General features: G+C 67.8%; 10 protein-coding genes. 5 read left to right on the forward strand and 5 right to left on the reverse strand.

The window, feature by feature from the left end; all coding sequences use genetic code 11:
• Positions 1 to 241: 241 nt before the first annotated feature.
• On the reverse strand, positions 242 to 1,708 hold the full coding sequence (locus tag KA419_07715) for a sensor domain-containing diguanylate cyclase (protein ID MBP7865823.1): 1,467 nt from the start codon (positions 1,706 to 1,708) through the stop codon (positions 242 to 244).
• Between the two features lie 620 nt (positions 1,709 to 2,328).
• On the opposite strand from KA419_07715, the gene KA419_07720 reads away from it, so the two are divergent.
• The 5 genes from KA419_07720 to KA419_07740 all read left to right on the forward strand — a co-directional run bounded on the left by KA419_07720 (position 2,329) and on the right by KA419_07740 (position 13,049).
• Positions 2,329 to 10,410, forward strand: coding sequence for a DUF11 domain-containing protein (locus KA419_07720; GenBank protein MBP7865824.1), 8,082 nt, complete (start codon positions 2,329 to 2,331; stop codon positions 10,408 to 10,410).
• A 16-nt stretch (positions 10,411 to 10,426) separates the two neighbouring features.
• The gene (locus KA419_07725) at positions 10,427 to 11,515 is read left to right on the forward strand and encodes a radical SAM protein (GenBank protein MBP7865825.1); all 1,089 of its coding nucleotides are present in this window, start codon (positions 10,427 to 10,429) and stop codon (positions 11,513 to 11,515) included.
• On the forward strand, positions 11,512 to 11,697 hold the full coding sequence (locus KA419_07730) for a hypothetical protein (protein MBP7865826.1): 186 nt from the start codon (positions 11,512 to 11,514) through the stop codon (positions 11,695 to 11,697). The genes KA419_07725 and KA419_07730 overlap by 4 nt, the downstream gene beginning before the upstream one ends.
• A gap of 62 nt (positions 11,698 to 11,759) precedes the next feature.
• The gene (locus KA419_07735; GenBank protein MBP7865827.1) at positions 11,760 to 12,071 is read left to right on the forward strand and encodes a PqqD family protein; all 312 of its coding nucleotides are present in this window, start codon (positions 11,760 to 11,762) and stop codon (positions 12,069 to 12,071) included.
• 33 nt (positions 12,072 to 12,104) lie between these two features.
• Positions 12,105 to 13,049: a hypothetical protein gene (locus KA419_07740; protein ID MBP7865828.1), complete on the forward strand. Its 945-nt coding sequence runs from the start codon at positions 12,105 to 12,107 to the stop codon at positions 13,047 to 13,049.
• Positions 13,050 to 14,172: 1,123 nt separating this feature from the next.
• Here KA419_07740 and KA419_07745 read toward each other — a convergent pair.
• Genes KA419_07745 through KA419_07760 form a run of 4 tightly spaced genes read right to left on the reverse strand, consistent with a single transcriptional unit; the run spans position 14,173 to position 19,398 of the window.
• Positions 14,173 to 17,379, reverse strand: a complete 3,207-nt coding sequence (locus tag KA419_07745) for a hypothetical protein (GenBank protein MBP7865829.1) — start codon at positions 17,377 to 17,379, stop codon at positions 14,173 to 14,175.
• A gap of 3 nt (positions 17,380 to 17,382) precedes the next feature.
• A complete protein-coding gene (locus KA419_07750; protein ID MBP7865830.1) occupies positions 17,383 to 17,751 on the reverse strand; it encodes a response regulator in 369 nt (122 codons plus the stop codon).
• 1 nt (position 17,752) lies between these two features.
• Entirely contained in the window at positions 17,753 to 18,244 is a 492-nt protein-coding gene (locus KA419_07755; protein ID MBP7865831.1) for a histidine phosphatase family protein, read from the reverse strand.
• 44 nt (positions 18,245 to 18,288) lie between these two features.
• Positions 18,289 to 19,398: a S9 family peptidase gene (locus KA419_07760; GenBank protein MBP7865832.1), complete on the reverse strand. Its 1,110-nt coding sequence runs from the start codon at positions 19,396 to 19,398 to the stop codon at positions 18,289 to 18,291.
• Positions 19,399 to 19,949: the final 551 nt, after the last annotated feature.

The following is a 19,949-nucleotide window of genomic DNA, read 5'->3' on the forward strand; positions in this document are numbered from 1 at the left end:
AAGTTTGGCTTGCATTTTAACCCAACCCGGCGATAGTAAGTAGAGGGCAGAATCTTTGTTTACCAATCACTGTCCCAGAACGCTGCCCTGTTTGGTTCCGGCTCAGCCGGGTTGGGCTGTAGGGGTTCAGGCTTGTAGAGTGAATCGTGTCCGTGGCGAACACCCTGCCTCGGCCCCGGAATCCCGTCCGTGTATTTCGTGTATTTCGTGGTTCAAGAACAGGGACGCGCGGTGAGCGGCCTCAGAGTGCGACCGAGAAGCGGTCCCGTCCTTCCAGCTTGGACTGGTAAAGGGCCCGGTCGGCCCGCCGGAAGAGCGCCTCGTAATCCTCGTCGGGGCACCAGGCGGCGACGCCGAAACTCGCGCTCAGACCGCCGATGTCGGCCACCTTCAGGCTTCGCAGTTCATCGATGATGCGTTCGACGATCCGGATTGCCTCGTCCAGCCGGGTGTGGGGCAGCAGAACGACGAACTCGTCCCCCCCCAGGCGCCCGAGGGTATCGACCGCCCGGAGGCGTTTTTGCACGACCCGGCACAATTCCTGCAGCGCCTGGTCTCCAGCCTGGTGACCATGGCTGTCGTTGATCTTCTTGAAATAATCCAGGTCGAAAACAACGATGGACAGGCCGGCGTTTCCCTGCCTGCAGCGGTTCACCGCCTGGAACGCCAGTTGTTCCAGCCGCTCGCGCGAGGCCGCCTGTGTCAATTTATCCGTGAAGGCCATCTTCCTCAGGTGGAGATTGTCGGAAAGCAGGGCCGGGACCGCGAGGCCGAAGAGGGTGTTGGCCCCGATGACGCAGATGGCGAACTGGTAGACCATGACAAAATCCATCAAATGGAGGACGTTGACCCAAAAGGCAATCAGGAATGAGCTGAGCGCCACGACCAGCACGTTCGCAAACGGCGCCTCGGAGCAGGCGATCCACATGTGGGGGATCACCAGGAAGAAGATGGCGAAAGCGCTGTCGGGCGACTGGCTCCAGTGCGCCAGCAGCATGCAGCCGCTCAGCAGGAGGGCGGTCAGGGCCATCTTGGCCGCGAGTCGAGGGTGAATCGCCGAGCGCTTCGACCCGGCGACGCCGCTCAGGCGGAACAGCGGGCGCGGCAGCAACGCGCTCAGCAGTCCCACGAAAACCGGTGAGATCACCAGCACGCCGGCCAGGTCACCGATCCAGAACGGGAGCCAGGTCTTCGAGAGGTCGGCGGCCGGCATCATCCCCGTCATCACCAGGGCCTGCAGGACCAGTGCGGTGGCCAGCAGTGAACTCCCCGCCGCGATCACCAGGAACGACACGATGGCGGCGGTGATGTCGCGAACGCCGCGCCGCGTCGACACCCGGAGGGCGAAGGCGCCCAGGGCATACGGTGCGATGTGCGCCACGGCAAAGAACAAGCCGGCGCTCAGGAGGTCGAGAAAGGGCAGGTTGATGTGGTAGTGGTGGGCGGTCGACAGGGACGCCAGGAGGCAACCGGCCGCCAGGGCGGGCGCCGCCGCCGACCCCATCATCAGCAGGGCGGCGAAGGTCAGCCCAGCGACGGGGTACCAGAGGGAGGCATGCCGGGTGTACTCCACGAGCCAGCCGATTTCCCAGACGAAGAGCCAAGCCAGCAGAATCAGCCCGCTGCGCGCCACGGCGGACCGGCTCAAGGCCTGGATCAGCCCGGGTGTGGAACAGGCACGCGCGATGGCGGAAGCCCAGGATTTCATCGTTCAGTGTCCCCAGAGCTACATAGCCGGAAACCGGGCGGAAAGCAAGAGAAAACCGGAGATCCTCCGTTCCGCTGAAAAGGGCGCACGGCACACTGGGGGGCCGCCTTCCGCGGGATCCGGTCATCCGGCCTGAATCCGGTCAAAATCCCTCGTCATCTGACGTACGTGCCACGGGGGTAGACATCGTCGCAACCGGCCGGGATCTGTTCAGGACGACTATCCATTTTAGCTACCCCTTTCCCGGCCTCCGAGGGAGCCGAACCACAGGTCGTCAAGAATGACGGGGCCGGTAAAAATAGCATCTCCCCCCGGGTGATGGCTCAAACAAAGGTCTTACAAACACTTTCCGTTCGGTGTTCGACATTTTCGAAATCATCAGAGGAAAAAGTCAGGAGTTCGGGATTTTTGGTATTGAAATTGCTAAAAAGGAATGTTCTAGAGTTGTGAAGACAATCCTGTGTTGGAGATGGTGATAAAAGATGTGGCGGTTGAACAGAAATACCTGGTGCGGAAATACGCCTTTGGTTGTATGCTGAGGGGTCTTGAAGCTTGATTGTATACTCCCCATGGTGTAGTGACGGCATCGCGGTGACTTGACGAAGAACTTGGAGGACCATATGGACAATCGACGGGCTGGTCGGGTGAACGCGGGGCGCTGCGCGGGGTTCCTCTTCTTCCTGCTGGTCTTGACCGGCCTGGGGCACGGCGCCGTCCCCGCGGGGTACTCGGAGTTCTACATCCCCGGCGACGAGGGGGACCTGATGTATTTCCACAATGACATCAACGGCACCTCGTTCACCGAGACCCACACGGTGATCAGCGTCGTCGCCTGGGCGCCCGACACCGTCGTCTACTACGACCACTGGGAGAACGGCTACGACTTCGACCCCGAGAACCCCGAGGAACTGGTGGGCGGCGTGCACACCTACGACGAGAAGGTGACGCTGGCCAACCGCGGCGACATCCACGTCTTCGAGAGCACCAACATCCCGGTGCCGCGGAACCCGGCCAACGTCTTCTACGACGGGCGGGACCGCATGTGCGTGGTGGGCGGCATGGTCTCGGTGCAAAGGTTGACCTGGCCCAGCGCCGCCGGCACCGTGGAAGCGCTCGAAATGGGTGTTTTCCCCGTCCGGCCGCAGTTGACCACCTACATCATCCCCTTCGGCGAGGACCTGGTTTCCACCATGCCCGACTTCGAGCGGGTCTTCGCCCTGGTCCAGGCCACGGCCGACAACACCGTCGTCCGCTTCGACCTCAACGGCGACGGCGTGCTGGGCGACACCGTTTACCGAAGCCGAACCGACCTCACCGAGGTCACCGAGATCAACCTGAACAAGGGCGATTGCTACTTGCTCTGCCGGCCCACCATCGTCCCCACCGTCTCCACCCTCAACCACGGGACCAAGATCCAGGGCAACGAGACCCTGCAGGTGCACTATTTCTTCATGGACGAGCCGACCAACTACGAGAGCCGCGGGGTCAGCGCCTTCCCCACCGGGCTGTGGACCGACGAGTACTACGCCCCCGTGGACAGCGCCGCCGCCGCCCCCACCGACATCTACCTGTACAACCCCCACGGCGCCGACCTCACCGTCAACTACTACTCCACGTCCGGTTCGGGCACCCTGACGGTCCCGGCCAACCAGACGGTGTCCTTCTACAACGAGACCGGCGCCTACCCGCCCGCGGGGTCCGCGGTCTACTTCAAGGGCAGCGACATCTTCTGGGGCATCTCCGGCATCGACCGGGGGGGGCAGGTCTACGACTGGTCCTACTCCCTGGTGCCGGCCACGCTGCTCACCGACGAGTACAACGTCGGCTGGGCCCCCGGGGCCTACGCCACGCCGATCCCCGCCGCCAACTACGACGACTCCGGCCTCTTCATCACCGCGGTGCAGGACAACACCCGGGTCTTCATCGACACCAACCGCGACGGCACGGCGGAGTTCACCTACGACCTCAACCGCCTGACCAGCCAGTACGTCTACGACACCGCCGACGGCGACCTCTCCCAGGCCAACGTCTGGGCCACCGGGCCCATCGCCGTGGTCTACGGCCAGAACCCGGACACGGCGGTCACCGGCAACCCGGCCATCGACACCGGCGGCGATCTGGTCCCCGGCATCGACTTCGTGGACCTGGTGCTCTCTGTGGAGAAGACCACGAACCCGATCCTGGTCGGCACCGGGACGGGGCAGACCGCCAAGTACACCATCGTGGTCAGCACGGATGAGTACGACGTGGAGAACCTCCGGGTGATCGACACGCTGGCCACGGGCTGGGCCCTCTGCTCCAGCGGTACCACCCCCGCCTGCACCGACCCCGTGGTCACCTACCCCGACGGGAGCACCGCGAGCGTCGCGCCGGGGGTCAGCGGCTCCACCCTGACCTGGGGCGCCGCCCAGTTCGGCTCGACGGTGAACATGGCCCCCCACCAGACCCTCACCATCGAGTACTACGTGCGCACCACCGCGGCCCACGCCGAGGGCCTGGTGACCCGGAGCCCGGTGGAGGCCGTGGGCGACCGCACCGTGGGCGACCCGTCGGTGACCCAGACCTTCACGGCCCGGGACTCGGTCTACAACACCTACACCGCCAGCGCCATCGCCATCGCCAAGACCTCCGACGTCGCCACCGCCGCCTACCCGGGGGACACCATCACCTACACGGTGACGGTCTCCAACCCCAACGCCACCACCCTCACCAACGTGGCCGTCAGCGACGTGCTGCCGCCGGGGGTGACCTACGTGGCAGGCAGCGCCCAGGCGCATTTGTCGGGCGCGACCTCGGCCAATGTCCGGGATCAGTTCGGGACGGCCGCCTATAACCGCAACGACGGGTCCGCCACCTGGTCCGGGAACTGGACGGAGACGGACCCCTGGGGGCGTCTCGACAACAGCGGAGCGACCGGTGGCCTCGTGTGGATCACCGGCGGCCAGTTGCAGTTCCGTTACCTGGCCTCCAACGTGGCGGACAACTTCGGCACTGCCGGCAGTTACGCGGGCAGTGATGGTACAGATACCTGGAACAGTGATTGGACGGAAACTAGTGACAACAATTCTGCCGTTGATGGCACTATCCTTGTCACTGGTGGGTATACTCTTTTCAGACAGCGTGGGACTGCAGGCCGATCGATCAGCCGTACGGCGACCGTCACGGGTGCATCCAGCGCCACTATCAATTTCACTCTAACAGACAATGGAATCGATGCGGGCGAGACAATGGTGGCCGAATACCAACTGGACAGCAACGGCTGGGTCGTCATCGGGACGCTGGATGGCGGGAGCGGGTGGAGTGGGAGCGCCCTCCCTTTAACCGTCGCCCTAAGCAGCAACAATACCCTCACGATTCGGTTTCGAGCTCCCCAACGATGGAGCAGTATCACCGATGACCAAGCTATAATCGACAACGTCAGCATCGACAACTCACTCCCCAACGCGGCCGGCGCGCGGATCGCCCGCACGGCCAACCTTGTCGGGACGCCGAGCGCCACGCTGAGCTTCAGCTACACCGCCGCCAACCTCGAGGCTGGCGACACCCTGGTGGTGGAGGTTTCCACGAACGGGACCAGTTTCACCGCGCTGGAGACCCTGGACGGACCTGCCGGGAGCGGGACCAAGTCTTACAACCTCGTCTCCCCGGTGGATTACACGTCGGCCGCCACCACCATCCGGTTCCGGGTCACGAACGGCTTCAGCGTGGCCGGCGAGAGCTTCAGCATCGACAACGTGGATATTACCTACACCGCTTGGACCACCAGCGCGGCCGACGATCCGCCGAACTTCGTGACGGCCGGCGACGCTTATTCCCTGCTCACCGGCCGGATCCTCAGAGTGACCTTCCGGGCCACCGTCGATGACCCCCTGGGCACCGACATCACCACCCTGACCAACACGGCCTCCACCACCTGCACGCAGATCCGCACGCCGGTCTCGGCCTCCGTCACCGACCCGGTGGTCCACCCGGACCAGGGCAGCGGCAGCGTGGGCGACCTGGTGTGGCTGGACACCGACCGGGACGGCGCCTACGACGTGGGCGAGCCCGGCCTGCCCGGGGTCGAGGTGACCCTGAAGGACCAGTACGGGGCGACGCGGATGAGCACCGTCACCGACAGCTTGGGGCGCTACCGCTTCGACAACGTGGCGCCGGCCCTGGGCTACTACGTGCAGGTCACCGGAGGGCTGCCGTCCGGCCTGACCCAGAGCGCGCCCGCCGGGCGCAGCGACAACCGGTCGAATGCCTTCGGCCTGATGCCCTCGGGGAACTACCTGGACACGTTCACGACAGCGAGTTACGGCAACAGCGACGGGACGCTGGACTGGCGCCTGGAGGGGTGGTCGGAGACGGACCTCACCGGCGGCGGGGCCACCGGCGGGGAAATCCGGGTGACCGGGGGCGAACTGCGCCTCAACGCCGACACCGGCGGCACGGCCAACAACATCCAGCGGTCCTTCGCCATCCCGGCCGGGTCGGCTTCCGCCACGCTGAGCTTTGACCGCCGCACGACCGGCGTGGAAGCCGGCGACTCGATCGTCCTGGAAATCCGCAACACCGGCGGGTCCTACACCACCCTGGCCACGTTCACCGGCACGGTCGCCGACGGCACCTCCAGCTACGACATCAGCGCCTACCTCTCCGCCACCCAGAACGCCACCCTCCGCTTCCGGGTCGCCGCCGGTTACGCCGAAGCAGATGACTTCTTCTACGTGGACGATGTGAAGATCGAATACAGCGGGCACCCCGAGTACCTCGACGCCGACCTCGGTTACCGGCCGGCCGCGGGAACGGTCACCATCGGCGACCTGGTCTGGAGCGACGCGGACGGCGACCAGGCCCGGGACCCGGGCGAGCCGGGCCTGGGCGGCGTCACCGTGCAGGCGTACCGGGACGACGGGGACGGGGTCTTCAACCCCGGCCTGGACACCCTGGCGGCCACCGCGGTGACCGACGCGGCGGGGAATTACCTCTTCACGGGGCTGAGCGCCTCCGGCACGGAAGACTACTTCGTCTACGTGTACGACGGGCAGGCGCCCCTGACCGGTTATTCCCCCACCGTCGGCGCCATGATCAAGGTGCTCGACGTCGACGCTGGGGACGTTTACCTGGGGGTGGATTTCGGTTACCGGAACCTCACGGGCGCCTACACCGTCACGGACCGGGTGTGGTTCGACGCGGACGGCGACGGCACCCAGGACCCGGGCGAGCCCGGTCTGGGCGGCGTCACGGTGGACCTGCTGGACGCCAGCCTCAACGTCGTCGGCACCGCCGTCACCGGTTCCAACGGCAATTTCCAGTTCTCGGGCGTTCGCGGGGGAGTTCGCTACAGTTTCCGCATCACCGACCAGGCCAACGTCCTGAGCGGGTACTACGGGACCACCGCCGGGGCCCTGGCCGGTTCCTGGCAGATGCCCGGGACGCTGGGCGGCAACACGGACTACACCAGCGCCCCCCACTTCGGCTACAACCAGGCCCGCAGCATCGGCGACACCGTTTACAACGACGCCAACAACAACCAGGCCCAGGACGCGGGCGAGTCGGGCTTCGGCGGCGTGACGGTGCGGCTCTACAGCGACGCCGGGACCCTGGGCGTGATCGACGGGACGGACGCCATCCTGGCGACCCTGGTCACGGACGGCAACGGCAACTACCTCTTCACCGGCCTGGCCAACGGCAACTACCTCGTCAGCATCCCCACCGTGCCCAGCGGCTACACCTACACCGGGACGGGCGCCAACGCCGACAGCGACCCCGCCGCGGCCGGCACCCAGCGGGCGGTGACGGTGAGCGCCGGCGGGTCCGTGCTGACGGCCGACTTCGGGTACCGGGCGGCGACGTCCCGCACCGTTTCCGGGACCCTCTGGAACGACACCGACGCGGATGGCGTCCTCGACGGCGGCGAGACCGGCCTCGGCAACGTGACCGTGGAACTCTGGCTGGACGACGGCGACAACGTCTTCGAGCCGGGGACGGGGGACACCCTCAACACGACCCGATCGACGGACGCCTCGGGGGCGTACAGCTTCGAAAACCTGGCCGGCGGGGTGTACTTCGTGCGGCCCACCGACCAGAACGGGGTCCTGAGCGGCTACAACACAACCTACGAGGAGACGGAGGGGACCGCCGGTTCGTTCAACGGCTACGAGCGGGCGGACCTGAGCTCCGGAAACCAGACCGGCATCGACTTCGGCTACCGGATCACGCCGACGCCCACCGTCGTGCTGGTGTCGTCCTTCCGGGCGTACGCGGCCGGCGGCCGGGTGGTGGTGGAGTGGGAAACCGCCGCCGAGAACGGCACCGTCGGCTTCTACCTCTCCCGGAGGGACGAGGGGTCCGGCCACTTCAAGCGGCTCGGGACGGGCCTGCTGCCGGGGCTGCTGACGGCGCCGCAGGGCGGGACCTACCGCTTCGTGGACGCGGGCGCCAGGCCGGGCCGGACCCTCGACTACCTCCTGGTGGAGGTGGAGTCCGGCGGCCGGGAGCGGACTTACGGGCCGTTCACCGTGCGGGTCGAGCCGTCGAAGGTCGGGATGGCCCCCGGCGCGCTTCCCGCCGACGGCTACGAGCGTCAGGCGCGGCCGGCGGCGGCGGTTCCCGAGGCCGGCGACCTTTCCGCGGCCCCGGCCCCCACGGCCCTGGACCCGTCGAAGATCGGGAAGGTGAAGATCACCGTGGTGGCGGACGGGCTCCACTACCTGGACGCGGCGGACCTCGCCCCCTATCTCGGGCTGACGACGCAGAAGACGGTCAGGCTGATCCAGCGAAACGCGCTGCGACTGAGCCTCGGGGGGCGGGACGTGGCCACCCTGGAAGCCGGGGGCGGCGCCGGCCTCTATTTCTACGGCACGGCCGCGGACAGCCTTTTCACCCGTGAAAACGTCTACATCCTCGAACCGGGATACGGGCTGAGGATGGAGACGGTGGACGGCGGCAGCCCCGCGCCGGCGCCGGCCGAGCAGACCTTTGCCGACACGATTCGACGGGAAGTTGAACAGTGGCCCATCACATCGCTCTTCAGCGACCCGGCGGCCGACTACTGGTTCTGGGATTACCTGATTGCCGGCAACCCCTCGCTGGGGAGCCGGTCCTACCCGCTGCCGTCACCGGGGGTGGCCGATTCCGGCGCCGCGTGGCTGGCGGTCCGGCTCCTCGGCGGCACGGACACCGGGCATCACGTGACGGTGGAGTTGAACGGGGTGGACGTCGGTTCGGTGAACTGGACGGGGAGGCGGGAATACGAACTGCGGTTCCCCGTGAAACCCTCCCAGGTCCTGCCCGAGGGCAATGTGCTGACCCTCACGGCCCGTCTCGACGCGGGCCAGCCCTACAGCATTGTCTACCTGAACGGGTTTGAATTGGGCTACCCGCGCCTCTACCAGGCGGTGGACGACGTCCTGGTGGTGAGGGGTGACGGGCACGAGCGGGTGAGCGTGAGCGGCTTCTCGGGGGCCGGCGTCGAGGTGCTGGACCTGTCCGACCCCCTGCGGCCCAAACGGCTCACGGGGATCACGGTGGACGAACCGGCCCGCGGCCGCTTCCGGGTCAGCTTCGTGCCGGTTTCCCCGCAAGCGGACTACCTGGCCCTGGCGGGTCCGTCGGTCCTGGCGCCGCCGGCCCTGGGCGCCGTCCCGCCGGCGGTGCTGAAGGGGAGCGGCAACGCCGCCGACTACCTGGTGATCTGCCCGGAGGCGTGGCGGACCTCCGCCCAGGCCCTGGCGGACTACCGGCAGGGTCAAGGGCTCGAGGCCATGGTGGTGTCCGTGGAGCAGATCATGGACGAGTTCGCCTTCAGTGGCTACGACCCGGCGGCGATCCGGGACTTCCTGGCCTGGGCCCGGGCGAAGTGGTCCCGCCCGCCCCGCTACGTGCTCCTGGCGGGGTCCGGCAGCTTCGATTACCAGAACTATCAGGGTTACGGCGGCAACTGGGTGCCGCCCCTGATGGCGGGGACGGCTCACGGCCTGGTCCCGTCCGACACCGCCTATGCCGACCTGGACGGCGACCACCGGCCGGACCTGGCCATCGGGCGGCTCCCGGTGAACAGCGCCGCGGGGCTGGACGCCTGCCGGGCGAAGATCGCGGCCTTCGAGGCGGGCGCCAACAGCCCCTGGCGCCAGCGGGCGCTGATGCTGGCGGACAACCCGGACGAGGCCGGCGACTTCCCGGCCGGCGGCGACCTGCTCGCGGCGCAGTTGCCCGCCGGTTTTGCGGTAGACAAGATCTACCTCTCGGCGCTCCCCGTCGGCGAGGCCCGGAACCGCGTCCTGGCCGGCTTCGACGGCGGGGCGTTCCTGGTGGGTTACGTCGGGCACGGCGGGGTGGTCCAACTGGCGCAGGAAGGGCTGCTGACCCTCGACGACGTGCCGGGGATGAGCAACGTGGCGACCCCGCCGATCGTGACGGCCGTGACGTGCATGGCGGGGCATTTCGCCATCCCCGGCTTCGAAGCGCTCGGGGCGGCGCTGGTGCGGCACCCCGACGGTGGGGCGGCGGCCGTGTGGGCGCCGTCGGGGATGTCCGAGAACGACCTCGCGGTGCGATTGAACACGGGGTTCTACCGGGTTCTCTCCGAACCCGCCGTAACGACCCTGGGCGACGCGGTCCAACGGGCCATGGCGTCCTTCGAAGGCGGTCCCATGGCGACAGGCCTGCTGGATGTCTTCGTGCTGCTGGGCGACCCGGCGATGAAGCTCCATTGAGAGGTCCCTGGAAGCGATGAAGACCGGCGATCTCACCACCGTGGAGTACCTGAACTGGTTCAGCCGGTTGACCACGCATCTCCGTGTGCCGCTCTCCGGAGGCCTGGAGCTGACCCGACGGTGCGACCTGCGCTGTACCCACTGCTACGTCGGCGACCGCGCCGCGGGCGGCCTCGGCCACAAGCCCGAACTGCCCACGCGCCGCTGGCACGAACTGCTGGACGAGATCACCGCCGCCGGCTGCCTCTACCTGCTCCTGACCGGCGGCGAGCCCCTCCTCCACCCGGACTTCCCGGCGCTCTACCGCCATGCGAAGGGGAACGGCCTGGTGGTCACGGTCTTCACCAACGGGAACCGGGTCGATGACTCGATCCTCGACCTGTGGCGGGACCTGCCGCCGCACACCGTCGAGATCAGCCTCTACGGCGCCACGGCGGCCGTCTACGAGGCGGTGACCCGGGTCCCGGGCTCCTTCGATCGTTGCATGGCCGGGGTCCGCGCGCTGGTGGAGGCGGGCCTCCCCCTCCGCCTGAAAACGGTGCTGCTCACCACGAACCGGCACGAATTCGCCGCCATGAAAGCGTTGGCCGAGGAACTGAACGCCCCCTTCCGCTTCGACGCCGCCGTCTTCCCCCGCCTCGACGGCGACCGGGCCCCGCTCGCGCTGCGGGTCCCGCCCGAAGCGGCCGTGGAACTGGAATTCACCGGCCCGGAACGGCTTCACGAGTACCTGGATTACCTCAAGCGCCACGAAGGGGCGGTGGTGGCGGAAAACCTCTACAGCTGCGGCGCCGGGATGACCCTGTTCCACGTCAGCGCGGAGGGCCGTCTTCAGCCTTGCCTGATGGCACGCGACCCGGCTTTCGACCTGACCCGGGGCGATTTCGGGACCGGGTGGCTCGAAATCACGGGGCGCCTGCGCGAGTGGAAAACCCCGGCGGGTTTTCGCTGCCGGGAATGCCGGATGAACGTCCTGTGCGGGTATTGCCCCGCCTTCTTCGGCCTGGAAACCGGCGCCGAGGACACTTGTTCAGACTATATTTGCGCCATGGGCCGGGAGCGCTGGGAGCGAATCCGGCCGTGGGCGGAGGAGAAAACCAGATGAAGGAGACCACGAAAGACCTGGCCCCAGCCGAATCGAATCGCCGGGAGTATGAAAAACCCCGCCTGAGGGTGATCCGCCTGGTGGCGGAGGAAGTGCTGGCGTTGGGATGCAAATCTTCCTCGATACGTGCGGCGGGCCAGCCTCAATGTTTCAATGTGCCCTGCAGTGACAACGGCTCCTGATCCCGACGGGATTCGCTCCGAGGGCCGTCCCTGGCCTTCCTGATCTCCGAGAGGGAAAAATCATGTCCGGCACTCGATCATCCACAGTCATCTTCCGGAAAAAAGGCGAGACGGTCATCCGTCGGATTGCCGGGGAAACGCTCCTGGTGCCTCTCCGGGGGGACGTGGTCCTCCTGCAGAAGCTGTTCGTGCTCAACCCCGGCGCCGAGGTGATCTGGGACAAACTGGACGGGCGGACCGAACTCGGGACCATTGCCGCGGTCTTGGCGGACCGCTTTGGGATCGCGCCGGATCAGGCCGCCGCGGACACGCGCGACTTCATCCAGGAACTGCTGACGGAGGGCCTGGTGGAAGAAGTGGCCCTGCCGGGTTGATCGGCTCCGGTGTTTTACGGTCTTGAGGTGGAAGTGGAACAGGACGGCGCTTTGCCCGCGATCCCGAAACACGTTCTCAACATCGCCGGAATCCGGATTCCCCTCCGCTGCCCGCCGGGACTCGGCCTCCATTATTCCCCCACACAGCCGGTCCGGACCTTTCTCGCCCTCCCTGGCCCGGGGCAGGGGGCGGCCCGGACCGGCCCGGGCCGGGGCCCCTTTCCCGAGATGGTCGTGGAGTTCGTCCGGGGGACATTGCCCTCGACGGAAGGTCTTTGCCCGCTCTTCGGCTGCGGGGATTCCTGGACGCTCTACCTGAACGGGGACGAGTACTGGCTGGCCAACCACCTGCCTGGGCGGCCGGAACCGGCGTGGCTGGCCCGGATCTCCCCCGGCTGCGACCGGGTCACGCTTCACTGCGGGAAGGGGATGATCACCGAGGAGGAGGCGGGAAGCCGGGTGGAAGACCCCTTCTGCTACCCCCTGGACCAGATCCTGATCATGCTGTACCTGGCGACGCGGGGGGGCGTGATCGTGCACGCCGCCGGGGTGGGGACGAACCGGGGCGGCTGCGTGTTCGCGGGCCGGTCCGGGGCGGGCAAGAGCACCCTGACCCGGCAGTTGGCGGGACGGAAGGGGGTCCGGGCACTGAGCGACGACCGGGTCGTCATCCGTAAGATCGATGGGGGTTTCCGGATGTACGGGACGCCGTGGCCCGGGGAGGCCGGCATCGCCCTGAACGCCTGGACGCCGTTACGTCGGCTCTTCTTCCTCTGCAAGAGTTCGGAGGACCGCCTCGTACCGCTGACGCCGGGCGAGGCGATGGAAAGGCTCATGCCGGTGGTGTCCGTGCCGTGGTTCAGCCGGGAGCTGATCGTCCCGCAACTGGCATTCCTCGACGAACTGCTGGCCGCGGTCCCCGCCTTCGACCTCCACTTCCGCCCCACCCCCGCCGTGGCGGAGCTTCTCCTCGCTTGACCCGTACGCGCGCCGAGCCGAGGCGCGCGTCATCGTAGGGCCGTTGAGAAGGTAGTGGGAGGGGGTCGTGTGCATTGGGAGCCGGTACGGCGGCTTCCGTCACCGCCCGGTCGCCGGCCTCGGCTCGGCCGGCGTACCCCGGGCGTACGCGCGCCGAGCCGAGGCGCGCGTTATCGTAGGGCCGTTGAGAAGGTAGCGGGAAAGGGTCGTGTGCATTGGGAGCCGGTACGGGGACTTCCGTCACCGCCCGGTCGCCGGCCTCGGCTCGGCCGGCGTACCCCGTCGTACGCGCGCCGAGCCGAGGCGCGCGTCATCGTAGGGCCGTTGAGAAGTTTGCGGGAAAGGGTCGTGTGCATTGGGAGCCGGTACGGGGACTTCCGTCACCGCCCGATCGCCGGCCTCGGCTCGGCCGGCGTACCCCGTCGTACGCGCGCCGAGCCGAGGCGCGCGTTATCGTAGGGCCGTTGAGAAGGTTGCGGGAAAGGGTCGCGTGCGTTGGGAGCCGGTACGGGGACTTCCGTCACCGCCCGGTCGCCGGCCTCGGCTCGGCCGGCGTACCCTGGAGTACGCGCGCCGAGCCGAGGCGCGCGTCATCGTAGGGCCGTTGAGAAGTTTGCGGGAAAGGGTCGCGTGCGTTGGGAGCCGGTACGGCGGCTTCCGTCATCGCCCGGTCGCCGGCCTCGGCTCGGCCGGCGTACCCCGTCGTACGCGCGCCGAGCCGAGGCGCGCGTTGTCGTTGGGCCGTTGAGAAGGTTGCGGGAAAGGGTCGCGTGAGTTGGGAGCCGGTACGGCGGCTTCCGTCACCGCCCGGTCGCCGGCCTCGGCTCGGCCGGCGTACCCCGTCGTACGCGCGCCGAGCCGAGGCGCGCGTCATCGTAGGGCCGTTGAGAAGGTAGTGGGAGGGGGTCGTGTGTGCTGGGAGCCGGTACGGGGACTTCCGTCACCGCCCGGTCGCCGGCCTCGGCTCGGCCGGCGTACCCCGTCGTACGCGCGCCGAGCCGAGGCGCGCGTTGTCGTTTGGCCGTTGAGAAGGTTTCGGGAGGGGGTCGCGTGCGTTGGGAGCCGGTACGGGGACTTCCGTCACCGCCCGATCGCCGGCCTCGGCTCGGCCGGCGTACTTGGGTCAGGGTCGGTTTTCCTGCCGGACGGGGATCTCGAAGGTGAAGACGCTCCCCGTGCCGAAGCGGCTCTCGGCGGAGATGGTCCCGCCGTGGATCTCGACCAGTTTCTTCGAGAGCGCCAGCCCCAGCCCGGTCCCCTCGAACTTCTTCGTGAAGGGGGACTCCAGCTGGGTGAACTCGGTGAAGAGCTTGCCCATGTCCTCGGGCGAGATGCCGATGCCGGTGTCCGCGACGGCGATCCGGACGCGGGGGGCCAGGCTCCCGGTCGGCCCGACGCCGTCGGCGTGGGAGACGGCCACCGTCACCGCCCCGCCGTCGGGGGTGAACTTCACGGCGTTGCTCAGGAGGTTGAACAGGATCTGCTTGAGCTTCCGCTCGTCCGCCTCGATCATGAAGTCGTCGGCCCCGAGGTCGAAGTTGAGGGTCAGGCTCAGGGCGTGACGGGCGGCCCGCTCGGAGACCAGCGACAGCGAGGCCTCCACCGTGTGACGGAGGGGGAACCGGTCCAGCTGGAGGTCCATCTTCCCGGACTCGATCTTGGAGAGGTCCAGGATATCGTTGATCAGGCTCAGCAGGTGGCGACCGCTGGAGGTCACGCAGTCCACGTACTCCTTCTGCTTGTCGTTGAGGGGCCCGTAGAGTTCGTCCTGGAGGATCTCGGAAAAGCCGATGATGGAGTTCAGCGGCGTCCGCAGTTCGTGGCTCATGTTGGAGAGGAACTCGGACTTGGCCAAACTGGCGGCCTCGGCGTGGATTCGGGCCGAGTCCGCCTGGCGGCGGGCCACCTCGAGGTCCCGGGTCCGGTCCTCCAGGTCCAGGGTGCGCAGTTCGAGGTCTCGGGTCCGGTTCTCCACCAGGGCCTCGAGTTCCCGCTCCCGTTTCCGGATCTGACGGATCCGCACCCGGTACCCGGCCCAGGCCAGCGCCACCACCACCACGGCGCACCCGACGTAGAACCAGACCGTCTGGTAGAAGTGGGGGGGGATGGTGAAGCCGGTCCGGGCGCCGACGTTGTTCCAGATCCCGTCGTTGTTGCAGGCCTGGACCCGGAAGGTGTAGCGCCCGGGGGGGAGGTTGGTGTAGTAGGCGGTCCGGCGGGGCCCGGCGTCGATCCAGTCCCGGTCGAAGCCCTCCAGGACGTAGCGGAAACGGACTTTCTCCGGCGCGGTGAAGCAGGCGGCGGAGTAGGTGAACTCGAAGCGGCGCGGCCCCGTGCCCAGGTCCAGGGCGGACCCGATGGGGCGGGCGACGTCGTCCACGGCGAAGGTTTCGATGTGCACGGGGGGCGGGATGTGGTTGATGGGCATGTGCTGGGGGTCGACGCTGACCACGCCCCGGATGGTGGCGAACCAGAGCCGCCCGTCGCGGGTGCGGGCGCCCACGGGCTGGCGGCCGCCGTTGCACTCCCGGGAACGCATCCCGTCGGCGTCGGTGTAGTGCTCGCAGGTGATGTACCGGATCCGCCCCTCGGCGAGGTCGTTGAGTTCCTGCCGGCGGACGCGGAAGATCCCCTTGTTGCAGCTCATCCAGAACCAGCCCAGCCGGTCCTCCAGGATGCAGTAGACCACCTCGTCGTACATGCCGTCCCGGGAGGTGATGGGGAAGACCCGCCCGTCCTTGACGCGGTTGAGCCCCCCTCCCGCGGTCCCCGCCCAGAGGGTCCCGTCCGCGTCCTGGTAGAGCGACATGATGACTTCGCTGGACAGGCCCTGCGCGGCGCGCCAGGTCCGGATCCGCCCGCCCTCGAGCCGGCTGAGGCCGCGCGCCGTCCCGGCCCAGATGGCTCCGTCCCGGTCTTCCAGGAGGCAGCGCACCTGGTTGTGGGCCAGGCCGTCGGCTTCCGTGTACGCCTTGAAGGCGCCGTCCCGGAAGACGTTGAGGCCGCCGCCCTCGGTCCCGATCCACAGCGTGCCGTGGCGGTCCTCGATGATGGACCGGATGTTGTTGTTGGACAGGCCGTCACGGGTGGTGTACAGGGAGAGTTTCCCGTCCTTGAGGCGGTTGAGGCCCCCGCCCCCGGTGCCGATCCAGAGCGCGCCGTCCCGGGACATGGTCATGCCCCAGACGGTGTCGCTGGCCAGCCCGCTGGACTGACGAAGCGTCGTGACGGCGCCGTTCTTGAAGTGGTTGAGCCCCCCGCTCCGGGTCCCGATCCAGATGGACCCGTCCCGGTCTTCCAGGACGCTCCAGACGATGTCGTCCGACAGGCCCTCCTGCATGGACAGGCTGAGGAATTTCCCGTCCCGGAGCTGGTTGATGCCTCCGCCCTGGGTACCGATCCAGAGGTTGCCCTCGGCATCCTGGCCGATGGAGCGCGTGAAGTTCTCCGAGAGGCCGTTGTGGGTCTGGAACACGTCGAAGGCGCCGTTTCGGAACCGGCAGATCCCCGACCCGAAGGTCCCGACCCACAGGACGCCCTTCGCGTCCTCGAAAAGGGCCTGGATGTTGTTGTGGGGGAGCCCTCCGGCGGTGTCCCAGTGCTCCGTGGAACCTTTCATGACGCGGAAAAGACCGTGCTCGGCGGTCCCGACCCAGATGCCCCCGTCCGAGGTGGTTTCCACGGCCTGGACCAGGGGCGGCTCCGGCCCCGGGAGAGAGACCCGGTGGAAGGCGTTGTTGCGGAAGAAACAGAGCCCGGCGTCGGTGCCCACCCAGAGGGTGCCGTCGTCGGATTCGCTGAGCGACCGGACGGTGTTGGCGGGAAGCCCGTTCCGGACGGTGAAGGTCTGGAACCGGCCGTTGCGCAGGAGTCCCAGCCCCTGGCCGTTGGTCCCGAACCAGAGGTCCCCGTTCCGGGTCTGACGGATGGCGTAGATGATGTTGTCGGGCAGGCCGTCCGCCATGGTGTAGGCGCGGAACACCCCGTTGCGGTAGGCCAGGGCGCCCCCGCTGTAGGTGCCGATCCAGAGGGTCCCGTCCCGGGTGTACTCCATGGCCAGGATGTGGTCGTTGGACATCTCGGGGGTGTTCACCGTGTCGTAGACGGTGAAGTGGATCCCGTCGAAGCGCGCCAGGCCCTCCTGGGTGCCGATCCAGAGGTAGCCGTCCGGGGTCTGGTGGATGGCCTGCACCGAACTCTGGGGCAGCCCCTCGTTGAGCGTCCACTTCCGGCAGGTGTACTGTGTCACGGGGATGGCGGGGTTGAGCCCGAGGACCGCCGGCGCGGCCGCCAGCGCAACGAGGAGGGCGATAACGCGGCGGGTCTTCATGGTTCAGCGCTCCAGGACTTCCCGGATCAGGACGGGGAGGCGCCGGGTGTCCACGGGCTTGGGGATGTAGTCGTCCAGCCCGACCTCCACGATCTTCTCCCGGTCCCCTTTCATGGCCATGGACGTCACGGCCACGATCTTGATGTGGGCCGTGAGGGGGTCGGACCGCAGCGTCCGGGCGGCTTCCAGGCCGCTGAGCAGGGGCATCTGGATGTCCATCAGGATCAGGTTGGGCAGGTGCTCCCGCGCCAGGCGGATGCCCTCTTCGCCGTCCCGGGCTTCCAGCACCTCGTAACCGTGCCAGCGCAGGAGATCGGCCACCAGGAGCCGGTTCTGGGGGTTGTCTTCCACGACGAGGATCTTGGCGCTCATGTCAGGCGTCCACCTTTTTCGGAGTGAGGAGCCACCGCAGGCGGCCGGTGCCGGGAAGGGCCTGTTTCCACCGCTCGACCTCGAAATCGATGCAGGCCAGGGCGGCGGTGGGCATGGGGTGAACCGTGCGGGTCAGGACTTGAATCACGTCCTCGAAAGTGGGGTTGTGCCCGACGAGCAGGACCCGCTTCGTGTCGTCGGGAAAACCCTGCACGATTTCCAGGACGTCGGAGACGGAAGCTCCGTAGAGCCTCCCGTCGAAAACGGGGAGGTCCCAGATCCGGGCCCCCTCGCGGAAGAGGTCCGCGGTCTGGCGGGCCCGCAGCGCCGTGGAGCAGAGCAGGCGGTCCGGTGATATCTCGCGCTTCCGAAAGGCGTTCCCCATCCTGGGGGCATCCTTGAGGCCGCGGCCGGCCAGGGGGCGGTCGTGGTCGTCGAGGGACGGGTCGTCCCAGCTCGATTTCGCGTGCCGAAGCAGAAAAACCGTCTTCATGTCACCTCCCGTCGATTGCGAGGTCAAAGCAGCCCGCGCGGGCGTCAGCGATAGCCGGCCCGATCCATGTCCTCCAGCGTCGTCACCGGGGCCGGCGGGGAGAGGTACCGGGCCAGGAACCGGTAGATCTTCACCCGGATCTCCCGGGCCTTCCGGGTGTCGATCCGGTCGAAGCTGTGCCCGCCCGGCACGTCCTTGTAGATCTCGTACTCGAACGCCCTGGACTCGGCCTTGAGCGCCCGGATGAGTTGCTCGACCTCCAGGACGAACACGTCGTCGTCGTTGGTGTTGGTGTGGATCAGGAGCGGGGTGGCGAGCCGGGCGGCGTTCCAGGCCGGGGAGCGCTTCCGGTACTCCTCCACGTTTTCCTGGGGCGTCTTCCCCAGGTGGTACTCCGCGGAGAAGAGCCCCCGGTACTCGTCGTCGTAGTAACCCATCCGGGTGATCAGGTCGCTCACGGGAACCCCGGCGAAGGCGACCTGGTAGTCCTTCGGGTGCTCGAAGACCGTCATCAGGGCGATCATCCCGCCGTGGCTCCACCCGACGATCCCGACCCGGGCGGGGTCCACGAAGCCGTAGTTCTCCACCACGTGGTTCCGCGCGGCATGGACGTCCTCGTTCTCCAGTCCCCCGTAGTCGATGCGCTTGTAGAACGCCTCGCCGTAACCCGTGCTGCCCCGGTACTCGGGAGCGACCACCACGTAACCCTGGGACACCATCTCGCGGACGATGTGCGTGTGGTAGGTGGTGAAATTGGCGTGGACCCCGCCGTGGGGGAGCACGATCAGCGGGTGTTTTCTCGATCGGTCGAGCGCGCGGGGGACGAAGACGTAGGACCAGAACTTGACCGGGTTCTTCGCGCCCGTGGCCGTGGGGTTCTTGACGACGGCGGGAGGGGGGCCCGTGATGAAGATCTTGTCCACGAAGGCGACGTCGCCGACCCGCTGGAACCAGAGAATGTCGTCGATGGCCTTCTCCAGTTGGTCCAGGCGGTGGTCGAGGGCCTCGAACTTCTTGTCGAGGACCGTGGAGAGCGGTTTGCCCCCGGCAGCGGGGTCGTCCCCGGCGACCGCAACGGCGGAAAGGACGGCCAGGGCCAGCAGGAGGGCCACCGCCACGGCGGTGCGGCGAGCGGCGCGTTGGATGCCAAACATCGAAGCCTCCGGAAGCGGGAGTCCGGGCGGTTCATTCCACCGGGTGTCGAAAAAATTATGGTCCGCCCCGGGGGACGTGTCAACGGAATTCTTGGGTTTTCAAGCTGAATGTGTTGGCCCCTGTTCGCACGCGCCGTCCCGGCGCGGGTGAAACGAGCCCGTGAGCGCGCGGGGGGGTACGACGCGCAGCCGGTGGGGGAGTGTCCGCCCCGGGACGGGGCGTACGAACTTCCCCGTTCGCACGCGCCGTCCCGGCGCGGGTGAAACGAGGCCGTGAGCGCACGGGGGGGCTACGACGCGCAACCGGTGGGGGAGTGTCCGCCCCGGGACGGGGCGTACGAACTTCCCCGTTCGCACGCGCCGTCCCGGCGCGGGTGAAACGAGGCCGAGAGCGCACGGGGGGCTACGACGCGCAGCCGGTGGGGGAGTGTCCGCCCCGGGACGGGGCGTACGAACTTCCCCGTTCGCACGCGCCGTCCCGGCGCGGGTGAAACGAGGGCGAGAGCGCACGGGGGGGTACGACGCGCAGCCGGTGGAAGAGTGTCCGCCCC

The sequence above is a fragment of the Acidobacteriota bacterium genome (assembly GCA_018001935.1).
GTDB lineage: Bacteria > Acidobacteriota > JAAYUB01 > JAAYUB01 > JAAYUB01 > JAGNHB01.